Source organism: Streptomyces sp. NPDC003393 (genome assembly GCF_053589015.1).
The window spans coordinates 1-18,969 of record NZ_JBSFRB010000039.1 but is presented as its reverse complement, the minus strand read 5'-3'; the positions used below and the strand labels follow the sequence as shown (position 1 = coordinate 18,969).

The window sequence follows — 18,969 nt, the reverse complement described above, 5'->3', positions numbered from 1 at the left end:
GGCGGGCCGAGCGAGCTCGGCGCCGTCGGCGACCTGAACGCCGACGGTGCCGGCTCAGGACTCGGGCGTGGGCACCACGCTGAGGTGCCCCGCCGTGCGTCCGGTGGTGCGCGGCCTGCGCGGGGCCGGGGCAGGGCGGCGCGGATCGCGCAGCACCATGGTGAGCCGGGTGTAGCCCAGCTCCCGCAGGGTGTCCGGGGCCTCCTCGACGATCCGGCAGTCGGTGACGCCCCAGCGCGGGTCGGGGTGGATCAGCGGCCGGACGGCGCCGTCGGACCGGGCGGCCGCCTCGCCGACCGTGCGGATCCAGTGCGGCAGCCCCTGCCGGAAGGCCGCCTCCATGATCGGGTCCTGGGCGATGTCCCGGCGGATGGCCTGAAGGCCGTGGTCGGGGCCGCAGCGCTCCATGGTGGCGGAGAAGTGCGCGAGCATCGGCAGACACCAGCGGGACTCGTGGTCGCCGAGGACCGTGCCCACGTCCGGGTGGAAGAGCACGAAGCGCAGGAAGTTGTCGCCCGGCATGGCCGTCGGGTGCGGGCCCATCCCTCTGAAGAGCGAGGTGAAGGCGCTGTTGGACAGGACGACGTCCCAGCGGTGGTCGACGACGAGGGAGGGAAAGGAGACGGCCTCCAGCAGCATGGCGTAGTCCTGCAGGTAGGCCTGCGCCTCGGGACTGACGGGGACGGGGGGCGGCGCCGGCCGCTGCCCTCCTGCCTGAAATGCCATCGGGAGGTCACCCCTCTTGCCTCTGCGGCCTTCACGCGGCGACCCGATCCTGCTGGTCCGACGCGAGCCGTGTCAACTATCGTGGCATTTCATGCCGGTTGACGGCTGAAATTGGCCACAGTTGTGGCGAGACCTGGATGCGAGTTCGAACAACCGGCTACTCTCCGGGAAGTTCACGGCACCCCGCCCTGTGAGAAGCCTGTGAGAGACGTAGGAGATCTGTCGGTGACGGACGGCATCGAGGATCCGGGCGCCACGGCGTCGGCTGTGCTGCCGGTGGTCGTCGCACGCGTCACCGCGCTCGCCGACCGGCTCGGCGTGCCTCAGGCGGAGGTCTTCGACGTCGGCCGTCTGTCCGTGGCCTGCGGCGTGCCCGAGCCCGTGGTGAGGGCCCTGCTGAGCGGGCGGCCCGCGGGCGAACCGGATGTCCAGGCCCGCTTCCTCCAGCGGCTGGACCTGCTGCGCCGTACCCGGCTCAAACCGAACGGGCGCCGCTACACCCAGCAGGAGATCGCGGACGGCGCGGGCATGTCCCGGCAGCAGGCCGGGGCCCTCATCAACGGCGACCGGCGCCCCACCATGGAGCACTGCGACGCCATCCAGCGCTTCTTCCGCGTGCACGCCGGCTTCCTCACCGCCGAGGACCCCGAGGCGCTCGCGGGCGCCCTGCAACGCACCGAGCAGGAACTGCTGCAACGGCTCGCCGACCGGGAGCGGGAGGCGGAGGCGACCGCCGACGACCCGCTGGAGCGGCTGCTGCAGGACCACGGGGTGCGCGGCATCGCCTGGCGCGCGGCCCAACTTCCCACGGACCAGCACCGGGACAAGGTGGCCGAGTGGCTGGACATGCTGCTGGAGAGCGTCAGACGTCCCGAGGCGTGAGGCCGTGAGCGGTGCCGCCGGGGAGCACGGTCGGCGACGTCGCCGGCCGCACGGGAAGCGGTACACCCGACAGCCGAAGTCCCCGTTTCCGCCCGCCGTGCCCTCCGGTCTGCTCCGGGCGGGCGAACCGGGTCGGAGCGCGGGGGCGTTGTCAGTGGTGGGCGGCAAGCTGGAGGGTGCGCCGCCGCTGCGCGGGGGCGCCCGCGCCGTCCGGGACACCGGGTGCGCGACCGTGTGACGCCGAAACCGGGGAGAGCGACCCATGCCCACCGCCGTGCTGACCGACCGTGAGCGCGCCGCCGTCCAGGCCTACCTGCGGCTGCTGCACACCGTGCGCGCGACCCTCGACGGCCCTCCGGCCGCCGGCCGGCCACCGCTCGTCCCGCCGTCCGTCCTCGCGGAGGCGGACCAGGCCCTGGCCCGCGCCGGGCTGACGGGCAATGAAGAGGCGTTCTTCCAACTCCTGCACGAGTGCAACCCGCGGGCGTGACATCCAGGGCTCGGCCGGGGCGACCGCGCGGGACGAGAACGTCGCCCGCGCGCCCCTTCCCGCCGTGCCCGGACGGGCGCGCCCCCTCTTCGCCCGCCGGACATCCCGCCGACGGGGCGTCCTTCCGACCGGCGGCGTCCCCCCGGTCGAGGGCATCCCCCGGTCAGGGGTGCGGGACCGTCACCGCCGTGGCCAGCAACTCCGGTGTGACGGTCCAGCGACCGTCGAAGTGGCGAAGGCGGACACCGTCCAGCTCGGGGCCGGGGACGAGGAGTTGGGCGCGGAAGCGCCCGGTGCGTGGGACGTCCGGACCCGGGACGATCTCGATGTCCGCTCCCGCGAAGTCCAGCCACCGGCCGGTGAGCGGGAACCACGCCTTGTAGACGGACTCCTTCGCGCTGAACAGCAGCCGGTCCCAGTGGACGCCGGGATGCCGCTCCGCCAGGCCGGCGAGCCGCCGTCGCTCGGCGGGGAGGGCGACGACGTCCATCACCTCCCCGGGAAGCCGCTCGTGAGGTTCGGCGTCGATGCCGAGCGAGGCCAGGTCACCGGCCCGCACCAGGGCGGCGGCGCAGTAGCCGTCGCAATGGGTCATGCTGCCGTCCAAACCCTCCGGCCAGCGCGGGGCGCCCCGCTCGCCGGGCAGGATCGGCTGCGGCGGCACGCCGAGTTTCTCCATGGCGCGCCGGGCGCAGCGCCGCACCGCGGCGAACTCGCGGCGGCGCTTGTCCACCGCCCGCGCCATGACCGCCTCCTCCTCCGGATACAGCGGGGCGTCGGCGCAGGCGTCTTCGCCGTACGCCTCCACGGCCACCACCGTGTCCGGGAGCAGGTCACCGATCACCGGTGCCGTCCTCCGTCGGCAGTACGCGGCGCGGTCCGCCCGGCGGCTGCGGGCGCCGCCGCCACTCGCGGGGGTATCCCACCGACACCTCCTCGAAGCGGACCCCCTCGTGCCGGGTCGTCCGCGGGATGTGGAGATGTCCGTAGACCATGGCGGCCACGCGGAACCGGCGGTGCCAGTCGTCGGTCAGCGTGGTGCCGCACCACATGGCGAACTCCGGGTACCACAGCACGTCCGTCGGGTGCCGGTGCAGCGGGTAGTGGTTGACGAGCACGGTGGGCAGGTCGGCGGGGAGTTCGGCGAGCCTGCGCTCGGTCCCGGCGACCCGGGCCCGGCACCACGCCTCCCGACTGGGGTACGGGTCGGGATGCAGCAGGTACTCGTCGTTGCAGACGATGCCGGTGCGGTGCGCGTAGGCGAGTCCCTCCTCCCGGGTCGCGCAGCCGGGTGGCAGGAAGGAGTAGTCGTAGAGCAGGAAGAGCGGCGCCACCGCCACGGGGCCGCCCGGGCCGTCCCAGACCGGGTAGGGATCCTCGGGCGTGGTCACGCCGAGTTCGCGGCACAGCTCGACCAGGTGCTCGTAGCGGGCGACGCCACGCAGTGTGACCGTGTCGCGTGGATGCGTCCACAGCTCGTGGTTGCCCGGTACCCACAGGACCTTGCGGTATCGGCCCGCGAGGGTCTTCAGGGCCCAGCGGATGTCGGTGACGGTCTCGGCGACGTCCCCCGCCACGATCAGCCAGTCGTCGTCCGACTCGGGGGTCATCCGCTCGACCAGGGCGCGGTTCTCGCTGTAGCCGATGTGCAGGTCGCTGATGGCGAGCAGCCGCCCGGTCCCGCCGACCGTCCCCGTCACCTCTCGCCCCCTGTCGCACACACGTGGGCCACCACCACAACACACCCGGCACCGACCGGACAAGCGCATCCGTCCCACCGCCGCCACGTGTCCGAATCCGTCACATGCGTGTGGCACGCCACAGCCGGCAGAAGCCGTATGATCGCCCCAACACCGCCGCCGTCAGCCATCCCTCGCGCAGGGCGGTTCGGTGTCCCTCTTTCTCCTCTGGCCGGGCACGGCCGGCTTCGCCCTGCCCGCGAACCCGAAAGGCGGCCCGCATGATCTCTCGCGTACGCGTATGGCTCAACCGCACGTACGCGGAGAACGTGTTCTTCATCGATCAGCTGCGCAGAAATCCCCGCGACCGGGCCGTCGAGATCCATGCCACGCACAGCGACCCGGACTCCCCCGTGCTCGCCGCCGCCGACACCGCCGAGTTGGAACCGGAGGGCCTGTCCCCCTCCGCGTACGCCGAGTACGCCCTCGACCAGTGCGCGCGACGCGGCATCGACGTGTTCGTGCCGCGGCTGCACCAGGCCGCGATCGTGGCGCACCGCTCCGAGTTCGAGGCGGTCGGTACGGCGTTGCTGGCGCCGACCCCGCGGGCGGTGGCCGTCTTCGAGGACAAGGTGACGGCGTACGAGGCGGTCGGGGCGATCGGCGTCCCGGTGCCGCCCTGGCGGCGGGTGCGCACCGCCGACGAACTGCTCGCGGCCGTGGAGGAGCTGGAGCAGGCCGGTCACCGTGCCTGCTTCAAACCGGCGTCCGGTGCGGGCGGGACGGGCTTCCGCGTCATCACCCGCGGGTCGTTCTCGCTCACGCATCTGAGCGGTTTCCCGGGCCCGTACGTCCCCTTCGACCTGGTGCTGGGGGCCCTGGCGCGGGCGGATGAGCCGGTCGACTGGCTGGTGATGCCGCACCTGGAGCAGCCGGAGGTGTCGGTCGACTGTCTGACGGGCCCGGACAACCGGATCCGTATGGCCGTGGGGCGCACCAAGAACGGCCGCCGCCGCGGTTTCACCCTGCACGAACAGTGGCTGGAGCCGGCCCGGCGGATCGCCGAGAGCTTCGGCCTGCACTATCTGTCCAACATCCAGTTCCGGATGTACGGCGACCGGCCGGTGCTGATGGACGTCAACACGCGTCCGGCCGGCGGACTGCACCAGCTGTCGCTGTGCGGGGTCAACGCCCCGTGGGCGGCCGTGAGCTTGGCGCTCGGCGAGGATCCGGGCGAGCTCCTGCCCCCGTTCCTCGGGCAGGACTACACGGTGGTGTCCGGGCCGCGCCCGCTCCGGCCGGTGGCCCTGCCACGGCAGCGGACGGAGGAGGCGGGGTCGCCGGCGCCGGGAGCACCGGCGCCGGGCGGCATCGTCACGGCGGCGGAGGCACTGCGTCTGTAGGCGGGCGAGCTGCGACTCGTACCGCGTTTCCTTGTTGCCGACGGTGCCCGCGCGGACGTTCACCGTCGACTGCTCCACGCGGTTTTTTTCTCCCCGGGGTGTATCAACGCCCCCTCCCCCGACTCTCAAAGGGTGAGGGCGGCAGAAACACGGGGGACGCCCGAGGGGAGGACGGGGGATCACGGGGGGTCGGGGCGGCCGGTCGCCGTACGGGGGAGCGACCGGCCGCTCCGACGCGCGTCAACGGCCCGCGGCCACGCAGAGCGCGCCGCTTCGGCGCTCCTTCGATGCCGCGGGCCTCCCCTACGTGAGGTACGCCAGGCCCGGGTGGACCGCCATGTAGTCCTCGACCAGCCCGCGGGCCACGTTCACCGAGTCGACCAGCGGGTGCAGCGCGAAGGCTCTGACCGCCGTCGCCCGGGAGCCGGACTCGGCGGCGGCGAGCACCTCGCGCTCGACCGCCTTGACCGCGCAGACCAGGCCGGTGGCGTGGCCGGGCAGCGGCTCGACCGACACCGGGTGCGCGCCGCACGCGTCGACCAGGCAGGGGACCTCGACGACGGCCTCGGCGTCCAGCGCCGACAGGGTGCCGCGGTTGCGGACGTTGAGGATCAGCGTGGTGCGCTCGTCGCGGGCGATGGCCCGCATCAGGGCGAGAGCCACCTTCTCGTAGCCGCCCGAGAGGTCGTCGGCCTCCCGCTCCCCCGCGCCGGCGGTCCGGCGGTTCTCGGCCATGTAGGTGGCCTCGCGCTCGTGCCGGGTGCGGTTCCAGGTGTCGAGCGCCGGGGCCCCGGGCTTGCGCAACTCCGCGTAGAAACGCGCCTGTTGTTCGTGCAGGAAGGCGCCGCGGGTCTGAGCGGCGTTCCGGTGGGCGCGCACGGTCTCACGGGTGAAGTAGTAGTAGTGCAGGTACTCGTTGGGGATCGCGCCCAGCGAGCGCAGCCAGTCCGCGCCGAACAGCCGGCCCTCCTCGAAGGAGCCGAGCAGGGCGGGGTCGGCGAGCAGGCGCGGCAGCTGGTCGCGGCCGGCCACGCGCAGCCCGCGCACCCAGCCGAGGTGGTTGAGGCCGGCGTAGTCGATCCACGCGGTGCCCGGGTCCGCACCGAGTGCGCGGGCGACACGGCGCCCGAGGCCCACCGGCGAGTCGCAGATGCCGATGACACGGTCGCCGAGGTGACGGGACATGGCCTCGGTGACCAGGCCGGCCGGGTTGGTGAAGTTGATGACCCAGGCATCGGGCGCGAGACCGGCCACCCGCCTGGCGATGTCGACGGCGACGGGCACCGTGCGCAGGCCGTAGGCGATACCGCCCGCGCCGACCGTCTCCTGACCGAGCACGCCGTGGTCGAGTGCCACCCGTTCGTCGTGGGCGCGGCCCTCCAGACCGCCCACGCGGATCGCGGAGAACACGAAGTCGGCGCCGCGCAGCGCCTCGTCCAGGTCCGTGGTGGCGCGGACCCCTGGCGCGTCCGGCACTCCGGCGGCCTGTTCGGTGAGCACCCGGCTCACCGCGTCGAGGCGGCCGGCGTCGAGGTCGTGCAGGACGACCTCGGTGACCCGGCCCTCGGCGCGGTCGCCCAGCAGCGCCCCGTACACGAGCGGCACCCTGAATCCGCCGCCGCCCAGAATCGTCAGCCTCACCCTCGCTCCCTTCCCGGCGCCGCCGTCACGACGGCCGTCCCGGCCCGCCGCCCGGCCGTCCACCGGACCGTCACCGGGCCCGTGCGGGGCCCGTGTCCGGCCGGTTCCGGCACCTGACGGAAACCCTACTGTTCAGCTGCGGCGTCTCCCGGAAACGGTGACGAACGGCCCGGCGCATGGTTCCATGCGAGCGCCATCCTCACCTTCGTCGATTCGGCAGGTATCTGATGAGACGTCAATTACTCGCCGTGGCAGCCCTGACCGCGGCCGTCACGCTCGGTGCGGCCATGTCGCCGGCGTCGGCGGCCGCGCCGGTCTGGCAGGAGACCGGCACGGCGTACGTCGACTCGCTCGGCGGCGGGCAGGGGCTCGCCAGTCGCGCGGACGGCTCGCTGCTGCACCGCGGCCTCGCCTCGATCCCGCTGGACCTGCGCTTCAAGGGCTGGAACCACGTCGGGGACCCGGACATCGCCCAAGGACACGTGTTCGACGCCTACCAGGGCGGGGACACCGCGACGTCCAAGATGTTCGCGGTGACCACCCCGTCCGGCAAGCGCTACGAGTACGTCCACAAGCTGGACGCGGGCGAGAAGCTGAACAACTCCTTCGCCTCCGTCTCGCCGGACGGCCAGTGGCTGGTGTCGGGCGAGTGGGGCGACCAGAACCGGCTCCAGGTCTTCCCCGCCCCCCTGCTCAACGCGGCCACCCCGCGCACGGGCGGTGCGCTGCCGCAGGCGCCGCAGATCACGCTCGACAGGCCGGTGCGCGACATCCAGGGCTGTGACTTCGTGAACGACACCCGGCTGCTGTGCGCCTCGGACGACGGCTCGAAGGAACTCTTCCCCGAGGACCGGCCGCTGCTCCAGGTGGACCTGACGCACCGGCTGGACGGCGGCCCCGTCACCGGCCATGTCACCAGCCTGTTCGCGCTGCCGCAGCGCAGCGTGTGCAGTGGCGCGTTCGAGGCCGAGGGCGTGGACTTCGACGCGGCGCGCGGCGTCCTGCGCGCCGCGGTGATCTCACCGGGCGTGTGCCAGGTGGCGACGACCGTCTACTCGTACCGCCTCCGGTAGGGGGCGGTTCCCACCGTCCCGGCCGCCGCGGACTCCTTCCGCGCGGCCGGGTACGGCGGCATCAGGCTCTGGTGCGTGACACCCAGTGCACCGGCCGCCGTCTTCGGGCTCCGGGCACAACCCGGAAATCTCCGCCTTCATCAGCTGAACTCCCGTGCACGGCAGGGACTTTCCTTGCTTCAACTCTTGACGACCGGGGTGCCTGGGAGCACATTGGCGGCGCGCACTGCCTGAGAGCGCTCTCAGAACTCTCCGACCCCACCACTCCGGACCCGAGAGGCCCCCCATGAGTGAACCCTCCGGCATATCCACCGGCCTGCCTGCCGGTGCCCACCGCAGACGTCGCCCGGTGCGACGGGCGCTCGTCGCCGTCCTCAGCACTCTGGGCCTGGCGGCCGCCGCGGCGACCGCCGCGACACTGCCCGCGAACGCCTCCGCCCCCACGCCCCCCTCGGGCTGGTCGCAGGTCTTCCTCGACGACTTCGACGGCCCCGCCGGCTCCGGAGTCGACACCGGCGACTGGCTGTACGACACGGGCACCTCGTATCCGGGCGGCGCCGCCAACTGGGGCACCGGCGAGGTCGAGTCGATGACCTCCTCCACCAGCAACGTCTCTCTCGACGGCAACGGCAACCTGCGCATCACCCCGCGCCGGGACGCCTCCGGCCACTGGACCTCGGGCCGGATCGAGACCACCCGCACCGACTTCCAGCCGCCGGCCGGTGGCAAGCTGCGGGTGCAGGCCCGGATCCGGATGCCCGACGTCACCGGCGCCGCCGCCAAGGGCTACTGGCCCGCCTTCTGGATGCTGGGCTCGCCCTTCCGCGGCAACTACTGGAACTGGCCGGGCGTCGGCGAACTGGACATCATGGAGAACGTCCAGGGCCTGAACACCGAATGGGCGACCATGCACTGCGGCACCAACCCGGGCGGCCCCTGCAACGAGACGTCCGGCATCGGCGGTTCCACCCCCTGCGCCGGCGCCACCTGCCAGGGCGCCTTCCACACCTACGCGTTGGAGTGGGACCGCTCGACCAGCCCGGAGGAGATCCGCTTCTCCCTCGACGGCGTCGACTTCCACACCGTGAGGGCCAACCAGGTGGACGCGACGACCTGGGCCAACGCCACCGACCACGGGTACTTCATCATCCTGAACGTGGCCATGGGCGGCGGCTTCCCCGACGCGTTCGGCGGCGGCCCGGACAGCGGCACCGAGCCCGGCCACCCCATGGTGGTGGACTATGTGCAGGTCCTCCAGTCCTCGGGCGGCGGGGGCGGCACCACTCCCCCGCCCTCCGGCAACCGTGACGCCTACCGCCCCGTGCAGGCCGAGTCCTACGACGGCCAGAGCGGCGTGAACACCGAGGCGACCACGGACAGCGGCGGCGGCCAGGACATCGGGTCGATCGCGAACGGCGACTGGGCGCTCTACAAGGGCGTCGACTTCGGCTCGAACCCGGCGCGGCAGTTCTACGCCCGGGTCGCGAGCGGCGCGGCGAACGGGGTCAGCGGGCTGGTCGAGGTGCGCCTGGACAGTCGTACGAGCGCCCCGGTCGGCAGCTTCGCGGTGGCCGACACGGGCGGCTGGCAGTCCTGGCGGACGGTCCCGGCGAACATGTCCGCGGTGACCGGCACCCACGACGTCTATCTCACCTTCACCAGCGGCCAGCCGGCGGACTTCGTGAACGTCAACTGGTTCGACTTCGGCCACTGACCGTCACCTTCGCGCACGGGGCCTCACGCGCACGCGTGGGGCCCCTCCTCGTGTGCGCGGCCCGGTGTGTTCAGCGCAGTTCCGCCCGGAAGGCCACCGGCGTGTGCCCTGTGTGCAGATGGAAGAACTTCGAGAAGTTGGCGGCGTCGGCGAAGCCGACGGCCGCGCCCACCCGGCCGATCGGCAGGTCGGTGTGGGCGAGCAGGCGCTTGGCCTCCAGCACGACACGTTTGTCGATGAACCCCTTGGGGGTTTCGCCGGTGGCGGCGCGGACCGCGCGGACGAGGGTGCGGCGGGAGTAGCCGAGGGCGTCGGCGTAGGCGCTGACGCTGTGGTTGGTGGTGAACCCCCGCTCGACCGCCTCGCGGAACAGCGTGAAGGTGGTGTCCGCCTGATCCCGTGCCGCCTGGGCCGAACTGGCCGCCAGATGGGCCAGGCGCAGCAGGAACGCGGTGAGCGAGTGGCGCAGTACCGCGGTGTGCAGGCTCAGCGGAAGGGTCTCGGTGTCCTCGTACTCGCGGCGCAACTGGGCGAGCGAGGCGGTCAGGGCGGCGCGCTGGGTCTCGTCGGGACGGAGCAGGGGAGGCTGGTCGTACCGGTAGAGGCCGGTGGCCTCGACCGTGTCGCGGGGCAGGAAGCCGGGCTGCATGGCCAGGACGGTTCCGCGGTACTCGCTCGCACGGGAGAAGCGATGGACCTGTCCGGGGCGGATCCACAGCACGTCGCCGGCCGCGGCCTCGTACTCGGCGAAGTCGATCATGTGGCGCACGGGGCCGTCGCTGAACAGCATGACCACGTGGAAGTCGATGCGGTGGACGCGGTGGAGAGGAGCGGCGGCGTGCCAGAAGTGCTCGGTGCCCATCGGGCCTATCTGCAGCCCGACTCCGAGCAGGCTGAGGTCGACGGGGAAGGGGAAGGTCCTGATCCCCTCGCCGTCGGCGTGCCCGCGACCGCCCCGGTCGCCGTTCACCGCGCCGGCCCGGTCGTCGCGCGCCTCGCCGGTCCGCCCGCCGGGCACCTCGTCGGTCGGGTCGCCGTTCCCCGTGCCGCCCCGGTCGGCATCCCTGGCAGCCGGTCCGCTCTGGGCGTTTCCGTCCGTCATGTCCCTTTTCTACCGCCTTGCTCGCCCGCCAGGCGGCCCCGCCCGACAGGTTGTGTCCCACTTTCACCACAGAGTGACACACGCAGACCTTCCGGCAAATAAGTCTGACTTTTAAGTTCGAACGCGTCCGGCAATCAATCCCGCTGCTTTCGAGGACTTCTTGAAGATGAGCGAGCAGACAACCGACCGCTTCGAGTGGACGGAGCTCGACCGGCGTGCCGTCGACACCGCCCGCCTGTTGGCCGCCGACGCCGTGCAGAAGGTGGGCAACGGCCACCCCGGCACGGCGATGAGCCTGGCCCCAGCCGCGTACACGATCTTTCAGAAGGTGATGCGCCACGATCCGGCCGACCCCGAGTGGACGGGCCGCGACCGCTTCGTCCTCTCCCCCGGCCACTCCTCGCTCACCCTCTACACGCAGCTCTACCTCGCGGGGTACGAGCTGGAGCTGGACGATCTCAAGGCCTTCCGCACCTGGGGTTCCAAGACCCCCGGCCACCCCGAGTACGGGCACACCGCCGGCGTGGAGACCACGACCGGTCCGCTCGGCCAGGGTGTCGCCATGGCGGTCGGCATGGCGATGGCCGCCCGCTACGAGCGGGGCCTGTTCGACCCGGACGCCCCCGAGGGCACCTCTCCGTTCGACCACACGATCTGGGCGATCGTCTCCGACGGCGACCTGGAGGAGGGCATCTCCGCGGAGGCGTCCTCGTTGGCCGGCCACCAAAGGCTCGGCAACCTGGTCTTCCTCTACGACGACAACCACATCTCCATCGAGGGCGACACCGCCACCGCCTTCTCCGAGGACGTGCTGAAGCGCTACGAGGCGTACGGCTGGCACACCCAGCGCATCGAGCCGGCCGAGAACGGCGACATCGACGTCCACGCCCTGTACGCGGCGCTGACGGCGGCGAAGGCCGAGACCGGCCGTCCCTCGATCATCGCGATGCGCACGATCATCGCCTGGCCCGCCCCGAACGCCCAGAACACCGAGGCCGCGCACGGCTCGGCGCTCGGCGATGACGAGGTCGCCGCCACCAAGCGCGTCCTCGGCTTCGACCCCGAGCGGACCTTCCAGGTGGACCAGGACGTGCTCGCCCACACCCGCGGGGCCCTGGACCGGGGCGCCGAGGCGCACGCGGCCTGGGACAAGCAGCTCGGTCGGTGGCGCGCCGGACAGGTGGAGCGGGCCGAGCTCTTCGACCGGATCGTGGCCGGGCAGCTGCCCGAGGGCTGGGAGGACGCCCTGCCGGTCTTCGAGGCGGGGAAGTCGCTCGCCACCCGCGCGGCCTCCGGCAAGGTGCTCCAGGCGCTGGGCGCGGTCCTGCCCGAGCTGTGGGGCGGCTCCGCGGACCTGGCCGGCTCCAACAACACCACCATCGACAAGACCTCCTCCTTCCTCCCGAAGGGGAACCCGCTGCCGGGGGCCGACCCGTACGGCCGCACCGTCCACTTCGGCATCCGCGAGTTCTCCATGGCCGCGGAGCTGAACGGCATCGCCCTGCACGGCAACACCCGGATCTACGGCGGCACCTTCCTGGTGTTCTCCGACTACATGCGCAACGCGGTGCGGCTGTCCGCGCTGATGCAGCTGCCGGTGACGTACGTGTGGACGCACGACTCCATCGGCCTGGGCGAGGACGGCCCCACCCACCAGCCGGTCGAGCACCTGGCCTCGCTGCGCGCGATCCCGGGCCTGAACATCGTCCGCCCGGCCGACGCCAACGAGACCGCGATCGCCTGGGCCGAGATCCTGAAGCGGCACGCGAGGCGCCCGGCCCCGCACGGACTCGTGCTCACCCGCCAGGGCGTGCCCACGCACGCCCCGGACCCGGCCGCCGCCAAGGGGGGATACATCCTGCGCGAGGCGTCCTCCGGGAGTCCGGACGTGGTGATCATCGCCACGGGCTCCGAGGTGCAGCTCGCCGTGGCCGCGCGGGAGCTGCTGGAGGCGGAGGGGACCGCCACACGGGTGGTGTCGATGCCGTCCGTGGAGTGGTTCGAGGAGCAGTCGCGCGAGTACCGCGAGCGGGTGCTGCCGCCGTCGGTGCGGGCGCGCGTGGCCGTGGAGGCCGGCATCGGTCTGACCTGGCACCGCTACGTGGGCGACGCGGGACGCGTCGTCTCCCTCGAGCACTTCGGCGCCTCCGCCGATGCCGCGACCCTGTTCGCCGCATACGGCTTCACCCCTGAGAACGTCGCCGCCGCGGCCCGCGCCTCGCTGGCCGCCGCGCGCGCATGATCCGAACGCGACAAGGAAGATGATCACTGTGAGCGAAGCAACCGCGACCGCCGGAGCGCTCGAGCGCCTGTCCGAGGAGGGCGTGTCGATCTGGCTGGACGACCTGTCGCGGCGGCGGATCGAGTCCGGAAACCTGGCCGAGCTAGTCGAGACCCGGCACGTCGTGGGCGTCACGACCAATCCGTCGATCTTCCAGGCGGCCATCGGCTCCGGGGAGGGCTACGAGGAGCAGCTCGCCGACCTGGCGGTGCGGGGGGTCACGGTCGACGAGGCCGTACGGATGATGACCGCCGCCGATGTGCGCGCCGCCGCCGACGTGCTGCGGCCGGTGTACGAGGCGACCGGCGGCCGTGACGGCCGGGTCTCGATCGAGGTCGACCCCCGGCTGGCCCACGACACGACGGCCACGGTCGCCGAGGCCCGGCAGCTGGCCTGGCTGGTGGACCGGCCCAATGTGATGATCAAGATTCCGGCCACCCGGGCGGGTCTGCCGGCGATCACCGAGGTGGTCGGGGCGGGTATCAGTGTCAACGTGACGCTGATCTTCTCCCTGGAGCGCTACCGCGAGGTCATGGACGCCTACCTCGCCGGTCTGGAGCAGGCGCGCGCCGCGGACCTGGACCTGTCCAGGATCCACTCGGTGGCCTCCTTCTTCGTCTCCCGGGTCGACACCGAGATCGACAAGCGGCTGACCCTGCTGGGCGGCGAGGAGGCCCTGGCGCTGAAGGGCCGGGCGGCCCTCGCGAACGCGCGGCTGGCCTACGCGGAGTACGAGCAGGTGTTCGGATCCGCGGACGGTTCGACCGCGCCCGGCGAGCGCTTCGCCGCGCTGGCGGACGCCGGAGCGACCCGGCAGCGTCCCCTGTGGGCGTCGACCGGGGTGAAGGATCCGGCCTACAAGGACACCCTGTATGTGGACGAACTGGTCGCGCCCGGCACGGTCAACACCATGCCGGAGGGCACGCTGAACGCCACCGCCGACCACGGCTCGATCACCGGTGACACGGTGACCGGCGGCTATGCGCGGGCCCGCGCCGACCTGGCGGCGGTCGAGCGGCTGGGGATCTCCTACGACGAGGTCGTGCAGCAGCTCGAGGACGAGGGTGTCGCCAAGTTCGAGGCGGCCTGGCAGGACCTGCTGGACGCGGTCACGAAGTCGCTGGACAGCAAGGGAGTTGACGCGTAATGAGCAAGAAGCCCGCCGCGCCGGCGGCGCCGGACGTGGCCGTGGGCCCCGCCCCGGACGCCACCGCCGAGGCCAAGGCGCAGGCCCCCGGGGCGGCGCGGCCGGACGCCGCGCCCTCCCAGGCCGCGCCCTCCGATGTACGTGTCCCCGTCGCCCCGTCCGCCGACTGGGTGAATCCGCTGCGCGATCCTCTGGACCGCCGGCTGCCGCGGATCGCGGGCCCCTCCGGCCTGGTGATCTTCGGCGTCACCGGCGACCTGTCGCGCAAGAAGCTGATGCCCGCCGTGTACGACCTCGCCAACCGTGGCCTGCTGCCGCCGGGCTTCTCACTGGTCGGCTTCGCCCGCCGCGACTGGGAGCACCAGGACTTCGCCCAGGTGGTGTACGAGGCGGTCAAGGAGCACGCGCGCACGCCCTTCCGCGAGGAGGTCTGGCACCAGCTGTCCGAGGGCATGCGGTTCATTCCGGGTGACTTCGACGACGACACGGCGTTCAAGCAGCTCAAGGCGGCCGTCGAGGAGCTGGACGCCTCCCGCGGCACGGGCGGGAACTTCGCCTTCTACCTCTCCGTACCGCCGAAGTTCTTCCCCAAGGTCGTGCGGCAGCTGAAGAAGCACGGCCTGGCGGAGGGGCCGGAGGACTCCTGGCGGCGCGCCGTCATCGAAAAGCCGTTCGGTCACGACCTCGCCAGCGCCCGTGAGCTGAACCGGATCGTGCACGACGTGTTCGACCCGGAGCAGGTCTTCCGCATCGACCACTACCTGGGCAAGGAGACCGTCCAGAACATCCTGGCGCTGCGCTTCGCCAACCAGATGTACGAGCCGATCTGGAACCGGTCGTACGTGGACCATGTGCAGATCACCATGGCCGAGGACATCGGTATCGGCGGCCGGGCCGGCTACTACGACGGGATCGGCGCCGCTCGCGACGTCATCCAGAACCACCTGCTCCAGCTGATGGCGCTCACCGCGATGGAGGAGCCGATCGCCTTCGACGCCGAGGCGCTGCTGACCGAGAAGCTGAAGGTGCTCAAGTCGGTGCGGCTGCCCGAGGACCTGGGCGCGCACACCGTGCGGGGCCAGTACACCGAGGGCTGGCAGGGCGGTGAGAAGGTCCCCGGCTACCTCGAGGAAGAGGGCATCGACAAGAAGTCGAAGACCGACACCTACGCGGCGATCAAGCTGGGGATCGACAACCGGCGCTGGGCGGGCGTCCCCTTCTATCTGCGCACCGGCAAGCGGCTGGGCCGGCGGGTGACGGAGATCGCGGTGGTCTTCAAGCGGGCCCCGCACTCCCCGTTCGACTCCACGGCCACCGAGGAGCTGGGCGAGAACGCGATCGTGATCCGCGTCCAGCCGGACGAGGGCATGACGGTCCGCTTCGGCTCCAAGGTGCCGGGCACCTCGATGGAGATCCGGGACGTGTCGATGGACTTCGCCTACGGCGAGTCCTTCACCGAGTCCAGCCCGGAGGCCTACGAGCGCCTCATCCTGGACGTGCTTCTGGGGGACGCCAACCTGTTCCCCCGCCACCAGGAAGTGGAAGAGTCCTGGAAGATCCTCGACCCGATCGAGACCTTCTGGGAGGAGAACGGCAGGCCCGCCCGGTACCGGTCGGGGACGTGGGGTCCGGCGGAGGCAGACGAGATGCTCGCACGAGACGGACGGAGCTGGCGCAGGCCATGAAGATCGACCTGACCGAGACCACCGCAAGCAAGATCAACAAGGCGCTGGTGCAGGGCCGCCGCGCCATCGGCACACCCGCCGTGGGCATGGTCCTGACGATGGTCATCGTCACGGACGAGGAGAACGCCTACGACTCGATCAAGGCCGCCGAGGACGCCTCGCACGAGCACCCCATGCGGACCCTGGTCGTCATCAAGCGGCACGCCCGTACCCTGCGCGACCGCACCCACTCCCGGCTCGACGCCGAGGTCCGGGTCGGTTCCGAGGCCGGCACCGGCGAGACGGTGGTGCTGCGCCTGTACGGCGAGGTGTCCGACCACGCCGACTCGGTCGTCCTGCCCCTGCTGCTGCCGGACGCGCCGGTCGTCGTCTGGTGGCCGGTGGACGCGCCGGACGACCTCGCCGAGGACCCGCTGGGCACGCTGGCCCAGCGCAGGATCACCGACCTGTACGCCTTCGAGCGCCCGCTGGAGGTACTGCAGAGCAGGGCGGAGCACTACGCCCCCGGCGACACCGACCTCGCCTGGACCCGGCTCACCCTGTGGCGCTCGATGCTCGCCGCCGCCCTGGACCAGGCCCGCGTGGAGGTGACCTCGGCGACCGTCGAGGCCGAGGCCGACAACCCGAGCGCGGAGCTGCTGGCCCGCTGGCTCGAGGCGCGGCTCGGGGTCAGGGCCGACCGGGTGCACAGCCCCGGCCCGTTCGTGACCTCCGTACGCCTGGGCACCGCGAACGGCGAGATCACCATCGACCGGCCCGAGGGCCCGCTGGCCACGCTGTCCCTGCCGGGCCAGCCGCCGCGCACCCTCGCCCTCAAGGTCCGCCCCACCTCCCAACTCATCGCCGAGGAGCTTCGCCGCCTCGACGCCGACGACATGTACGCCGTGGCCCTGCGCGGCGCCGGCATCAAGGAGACCGTCTGACATGCCCGACACCCCCGAGCTCACCCAGCGGCCGGAGTGGACCGCCCTGGAGGACCACCGTGCCCGCTCGCAGCCGCATCTGCGCGAGCTGTTCGAGGCGGACCCGTCCCGCGCGGAGCGCTACACGGTGCGCGTCGGTGACCTGCGTATCGACTACTCCAAGAACCTGGTCACCGACGAGACTCTGCGGCTGCTGCGGGAGCTGGCCGCCGCGACCGGCGTGGCCGGGCTGCGGGACGCCATGTTCCGCGGGGAGAAGATCAACGTCACCGAGCGGCGGGCCGTGCTGCACACGGCGCTGCGCGCGCCGCGGGACGCGGTGATCGAGGTCGACGGCGAGAACGTCGTGCCCCAGGTCCACGCGGTGCTGGACAAGATGAGCGACTTCGCCGGCCGGGTCCGTTCCGGGGAGTGGACCGGGCACACCGGCCGGCGGATCCGCAACGTGGTCAACATCGGCATCGGCGGCTCCGACCTGGGCCCGGCGATGGCCTACGAGGTGCTGCGCGCCTACACCGACCGCGACCTGACGGTCCGGTTCGTCTCCAACGTCGACGGGGCCGACCTGCACGAGGCCACCCGCGACCTGGACCCGGCCGAGACCCTGTTCATCGTCGCGTCCAAGACCTTCACCACCATCGAGACGATCACCAACGCCACCTCGGCCCGCTCCTGGCTGCTGAAGGGCCTGGGCGGCGACGAGAAGGCGGTCGCCAAGCACTTCGTGGCGCTGTCGACGAACGCGGAGAAGGTCGCCGGGTTCGGCATCGACGTCGACAACATGTTCGAGTTCTGGGACTGGGTCGGCGGTCGCTACTCCTACGACTCCGCCATCGGCCTGTCCCTGATGATCGCCATCGGTCCCGACCGGTTCCGGGAGATGCTCGACGGCTTCCGCATCGTCGACGACCACTTCCGCAGCGCGCCCGCCGAGGCCAACGCCCCGCTCATCCTGGGCCTGCTCGGCGTCTGGTACGGCAACTTCCACGACGCGCAGACGCACGCGGTGCTGCCCTACTCGCACTACCTGTCGAAGTTCACCGCCTACCTCCAGCAGCTGGACATGGAGTCCAACGGCAAGTCGGTGCAGCGTGACGGCGAGCCGGTGCGGTGGCAGACCGGCCCGGTGGTCTGGGGCACCCCCGGCACCAACGGTCAGCACGCCTACTACCAGCTCATCCACCAGGGCACCAAGCTGATCCCGGCGGACCTGATCGGCTTCGCCAATCCGGTCGGCGAGCTCAGCGACGAACTCAAGGCGCAGCACGACCTGCTGATGGCGAACCTGTTCGCCCAGGGTCAGGCGCTGGCCTTCGGCAAGACGCCCGAGGAGGTGCGTGCCGAAGGGGTGCCCGAGGAGCAGGTTCCGCACCGCACCTTCCACGGCAACCACCCCACCACCACGATCCTGGCGACCGAACTGACCCCCTCCGTCCTCGGCCAGCTGATCGCCCTCTACGAGCACAAGGTGTTCGTGCAGGGCGCGATCTGGAACATCGACTCCTTCGACCAGTGGGGCGTCGAGCTCGGCAAGGTGCTGGCCAAGCGCGTCGAACCCGCCCTGACCCGGGGCGCGGACGTGCCCGGTCTGGACGCCTCCACCGCCGCCCTCGTGGCCGCGTACCGCACACTCAGGAAGTGAACTGACATGGCATCGATGCAGTTGGGCCTGATCGGCCTGGGCAAGATGGGCGGCAACATGCGCGAGCGCCTGCGCAACGCCGGCCACACGGTGGTCGGCTACGACCGCAACCCCGAGGTGTCCGATGTCCCCAGCATGGTCGACCTCGTGGACCAGCTCCCCCAGCCGCGCATCGTCTGGGTGATGGTTCCCGCAGGCGGCGCCACTCAGCACGTCATCGACCAGCTGGCCACCCTGCTCAAGCCCGGCGACCTCGTCGTGGACGGCGGCAACTCCCGCTGGACGGACGACGAGAAGCACGCCAAGCAGCTGCACGCGCGGGGCATCGGCTTCATCGACGCGGGCGTCTCCGGCGGTGTGTGGGGCCTGCAGAACGGCTACGCGCTCATGGTGGGCGGCGACAAGGAGCACGTCGAACAGGTCAAGCCGGTCTTCGACGCGCTCAAGCCGGAGGGCCCGTACGGCTATGTCCACGCGGGCAAGGTGGGCGCCGGGCACTTCGCGAAGATGGTCCACAACGGCATCGAGTACGCGATGATGCAGGCCTACGCCGAGGGCTGGGAGCTGCTGGAGAAGGTCGA

Annotated in this window: 16 protein-coding genes; 11 read left to right on the top strand and 5 right to left on the bottom strand. The window is 71.8% G+C overall.

Translation table 11 applies throughout. The features are described from left to right. Positions 1 to 54 precede the first annotated feature (54 nt). Positions 55 to 726 (bottom strand): MmyB family transcriptional regulator, encoded by a 672-nt coding sequence (locus ACWDUZ_RS29730; RefSeq protein WP_451634884.1) that lies wholly within the window; start codon positions 724 to 726, stop codon positions 55 to 57. Between the two features lie 225 nt (positions 727 to 951). Between ACWDUZ_RS29730 and ACWDUZ_RS29725 the strand changes: the two genes are divergently transcribed. Continuing rightward, complete coding sequence (locus ACWDUZ_RS29725; RefSeq protein ID WP_451634883.1) at positions 952 to 1,608, top strand: helix-turn-helix domain-containing protein; 657 nt, start codon at positions 952 to 954, stop codon at positions 1,606 to 1,608. A gap of 262 nt (positions 1,609 to 1,870) precedes the next feature. Beyond that, positions 1,871 to 2,098 carry a hypothetical protein gene (locus ACWDUZ_RS29720; RefSeq protein ID WP_451634882.1) on the top strand — a complete coding sequence of 76 codons (228 nt, stop codon included), beginning with the start codon at positions 1,871 to 1,873 and terminating at the stop codon, positions 2,096 to 2,098. Between the two features lie 163 nt (positions 2,099 to 2,261). On the opposite strand, the gene ACWDUZ_RS29715 is transcribed toward ACWDUZ_RS29720, so the two are convergent. Both ACWDUZ_RS29715 and ACWDUZ_RS29710 read right to left on the bottom strand, forming a co-directional pair. After that, entirely contained in the window at positions 2,262 to 2,942 is a 681-nt protein-coding gene (locus ACWDUZ_RS29715; protein WP_451634881.1) for a 4'-phosphopantetheinyl transferase family protein, read from the bottom strand. After that, positions 2,932 to 3,798 (bottom strand): metallophosphoesterase family protein, encoded by an 867-nt coding sequence (locus tag ACWDUZ_RS29710; RefSeq protein WP_451634880.1) that lies wholly within the window; start codon positions 3,796 to 3,798, stop codon positions 2,932 to 2,934. The genes ACWDUZ_RS29715 and ACWDUZ_RS29710 overlap by 11 nt, the downstream gene beginning before the upstream one ends. Before the next feature lie 260 nt (positions 3,799 to 4,058). Between ACWDUZ_RS29710 and ACWDUZ_RS29705 the strand changes: the two genes are divergently transcribed. Next, the gene (locus ACWDUZ_RS29705) at positions 4,059 to 5,180 is read left to right on the top strand and encodes an ATP-grasp domain-containing protein (protein ID WP_451634879.1); all 1,122 of its coding nucleotides are present in this window, start codon (positions 4,059 to 4,061) and stop codon (positions 5,178 to 5,180) included. A 303-nt stretch (positions 5,181 to 5,483) separates the two neighbouring features. On the opposite strand, the gene ACWDUZ_RS29700 is transcribed toward ACWDUZ_RS29705, so the two are convergent. Then, positions 5,484 to 6,821, bottom strand: coding sequence for a 6-phospho-beta-glucosidase (locus tag ACWDUZ_RS29700; RefSeq protein ID WP_451634878.1), 1,338 nt, complete (start codon positions 6,819 to 6,821; stop codon positions 5,484 to 5,486). A 227-nt stretch (positions 6,822 to 7,048) separates the two neighbouring features. On the opposite strand from ACWDUZ_RS29700, the gene ACWDUZ_RS29695 reads away from it, so the two are divergent. Then, on the top strand, positions 7,049 to 7,894 hold the full coding sequence (locus ACWDUZ_RS29695; RefSeq protein ID WP_451634877.1) for a hypothetical protein: 846 nt from the start codon (positions 7,049 to 7,051) through the stop codon (positions 7,892 to 7,894). Between the two features lie 286 nt (positions 7,895 to 8,180). Next, positions 8,181 to 9,608: a glycoside hydrolase family 16 protein gene (locus tag ACWDUZ_RS29690; protein WP_451634876.1), complete on the top strand. Its 1,428-nt coding sequence runs from the start codon at positions 8,181 to 8,183 to the stop codon at positions 9,606 to 9,608. A gap of 70 nt (positions 9,609 to 9,678) precedes the next feature. Here ACWDUZ_RS29690 and ACWDUZ_RS29685 read toward each other — a convergent pair whose 3' ends face one another. Continuing rightward, a complete protein-coding gene (locus tag ACWDUZ_RS29685; protein ID WP_451634875.1) occupies positions 9,679 to 10,710 on the bottom strand; it encodes a helix-turn-helix domain-containing protein in 1,032 nt (343 codons plus the stop codon). A gap of 166 nt (positions 10,711 to 10,876) precedes the next feature. Here ACWDUZ_RS29685 and tkt point away from each other — a divergent pair, with 166 nt between their 5' ends. The 6 genes from tkt to ACWDUZ_RS29655 all read left to right on the top strand — a co-directional run. Further along, positions 10,877 to 12,952 (top strand): transketolase, encoded by a 2,076-nt coding sequence (gene tkt / locus ACWDUZ_RS29680; RefSeq protein ID WP_451634874.1) that lies wholly within the window; start codon positions 10,877 to 10,879, stop codon positions 12,950 to 12,952. Between the two features lie 19 nt (positions 12,953 to 12,971). Next, entirely contained in the window at positions 12,972 to 14,138 is a 1,167-nt protein-coding gene (gene tal / locus ACWDUZ_RS29675; RefSeq protein ID WP_451634873.1) for a transaldolase, read from the top strand. Further along, on the top strand, positions 14,138 to 15,823 hold the full coding sequence (gene zwf, locus ACWDUZ_RS29670; protein WP_451634872.1) for a glucose-6-phosphate dehydrogenase: 1,686 nt from the start codon (positions 14,138 to 14,140) through the stop codon (positions 15,821 to 15,823). Before tal ends, zwf begins: the two co-directional genes overlap by 1 nt. Next, complete coding sequence (opcA, locus tag ACWDUZ_RS29665; protein ID WP_451634871.1) at positions 15,820 to 16,746, top strand: glucose-6-phosphate dehydrogenase assembly protein OpcA; 927 nt, start codon at positions 15,820 to 15,822, stop codon at positions 16,744 to 16,746. The genes zwf and opcA overlap by 4 nt, the downstream gene beginning before the upstream one ends. A 1-nt stretch (position 16,747) precedes the next feature. Beyond that, on the top strand, positions 16,748 to 18,388 hold the full coding sequence (pgi, locus tag ACWDUZ_RS29660; protein WP_451634870.1) for a glucose-6-phosphate isomerase: 1,641 nt from the start codon (positions 16,748 to 16,750) through the stop codon (positions 18,386 to 18,388). 15 nt (positions 18,389 to 18,403) lie between these two features. Next, positions 18,404 to 18,969: NADP-dependent phosphogluconate dehydrogenase (locus tag ACWDUZ_RS29655; RefSeq protein ID WP_451634947.1), on the top strand; the 566-nt coding region annotated here is incomplete at its 3' end.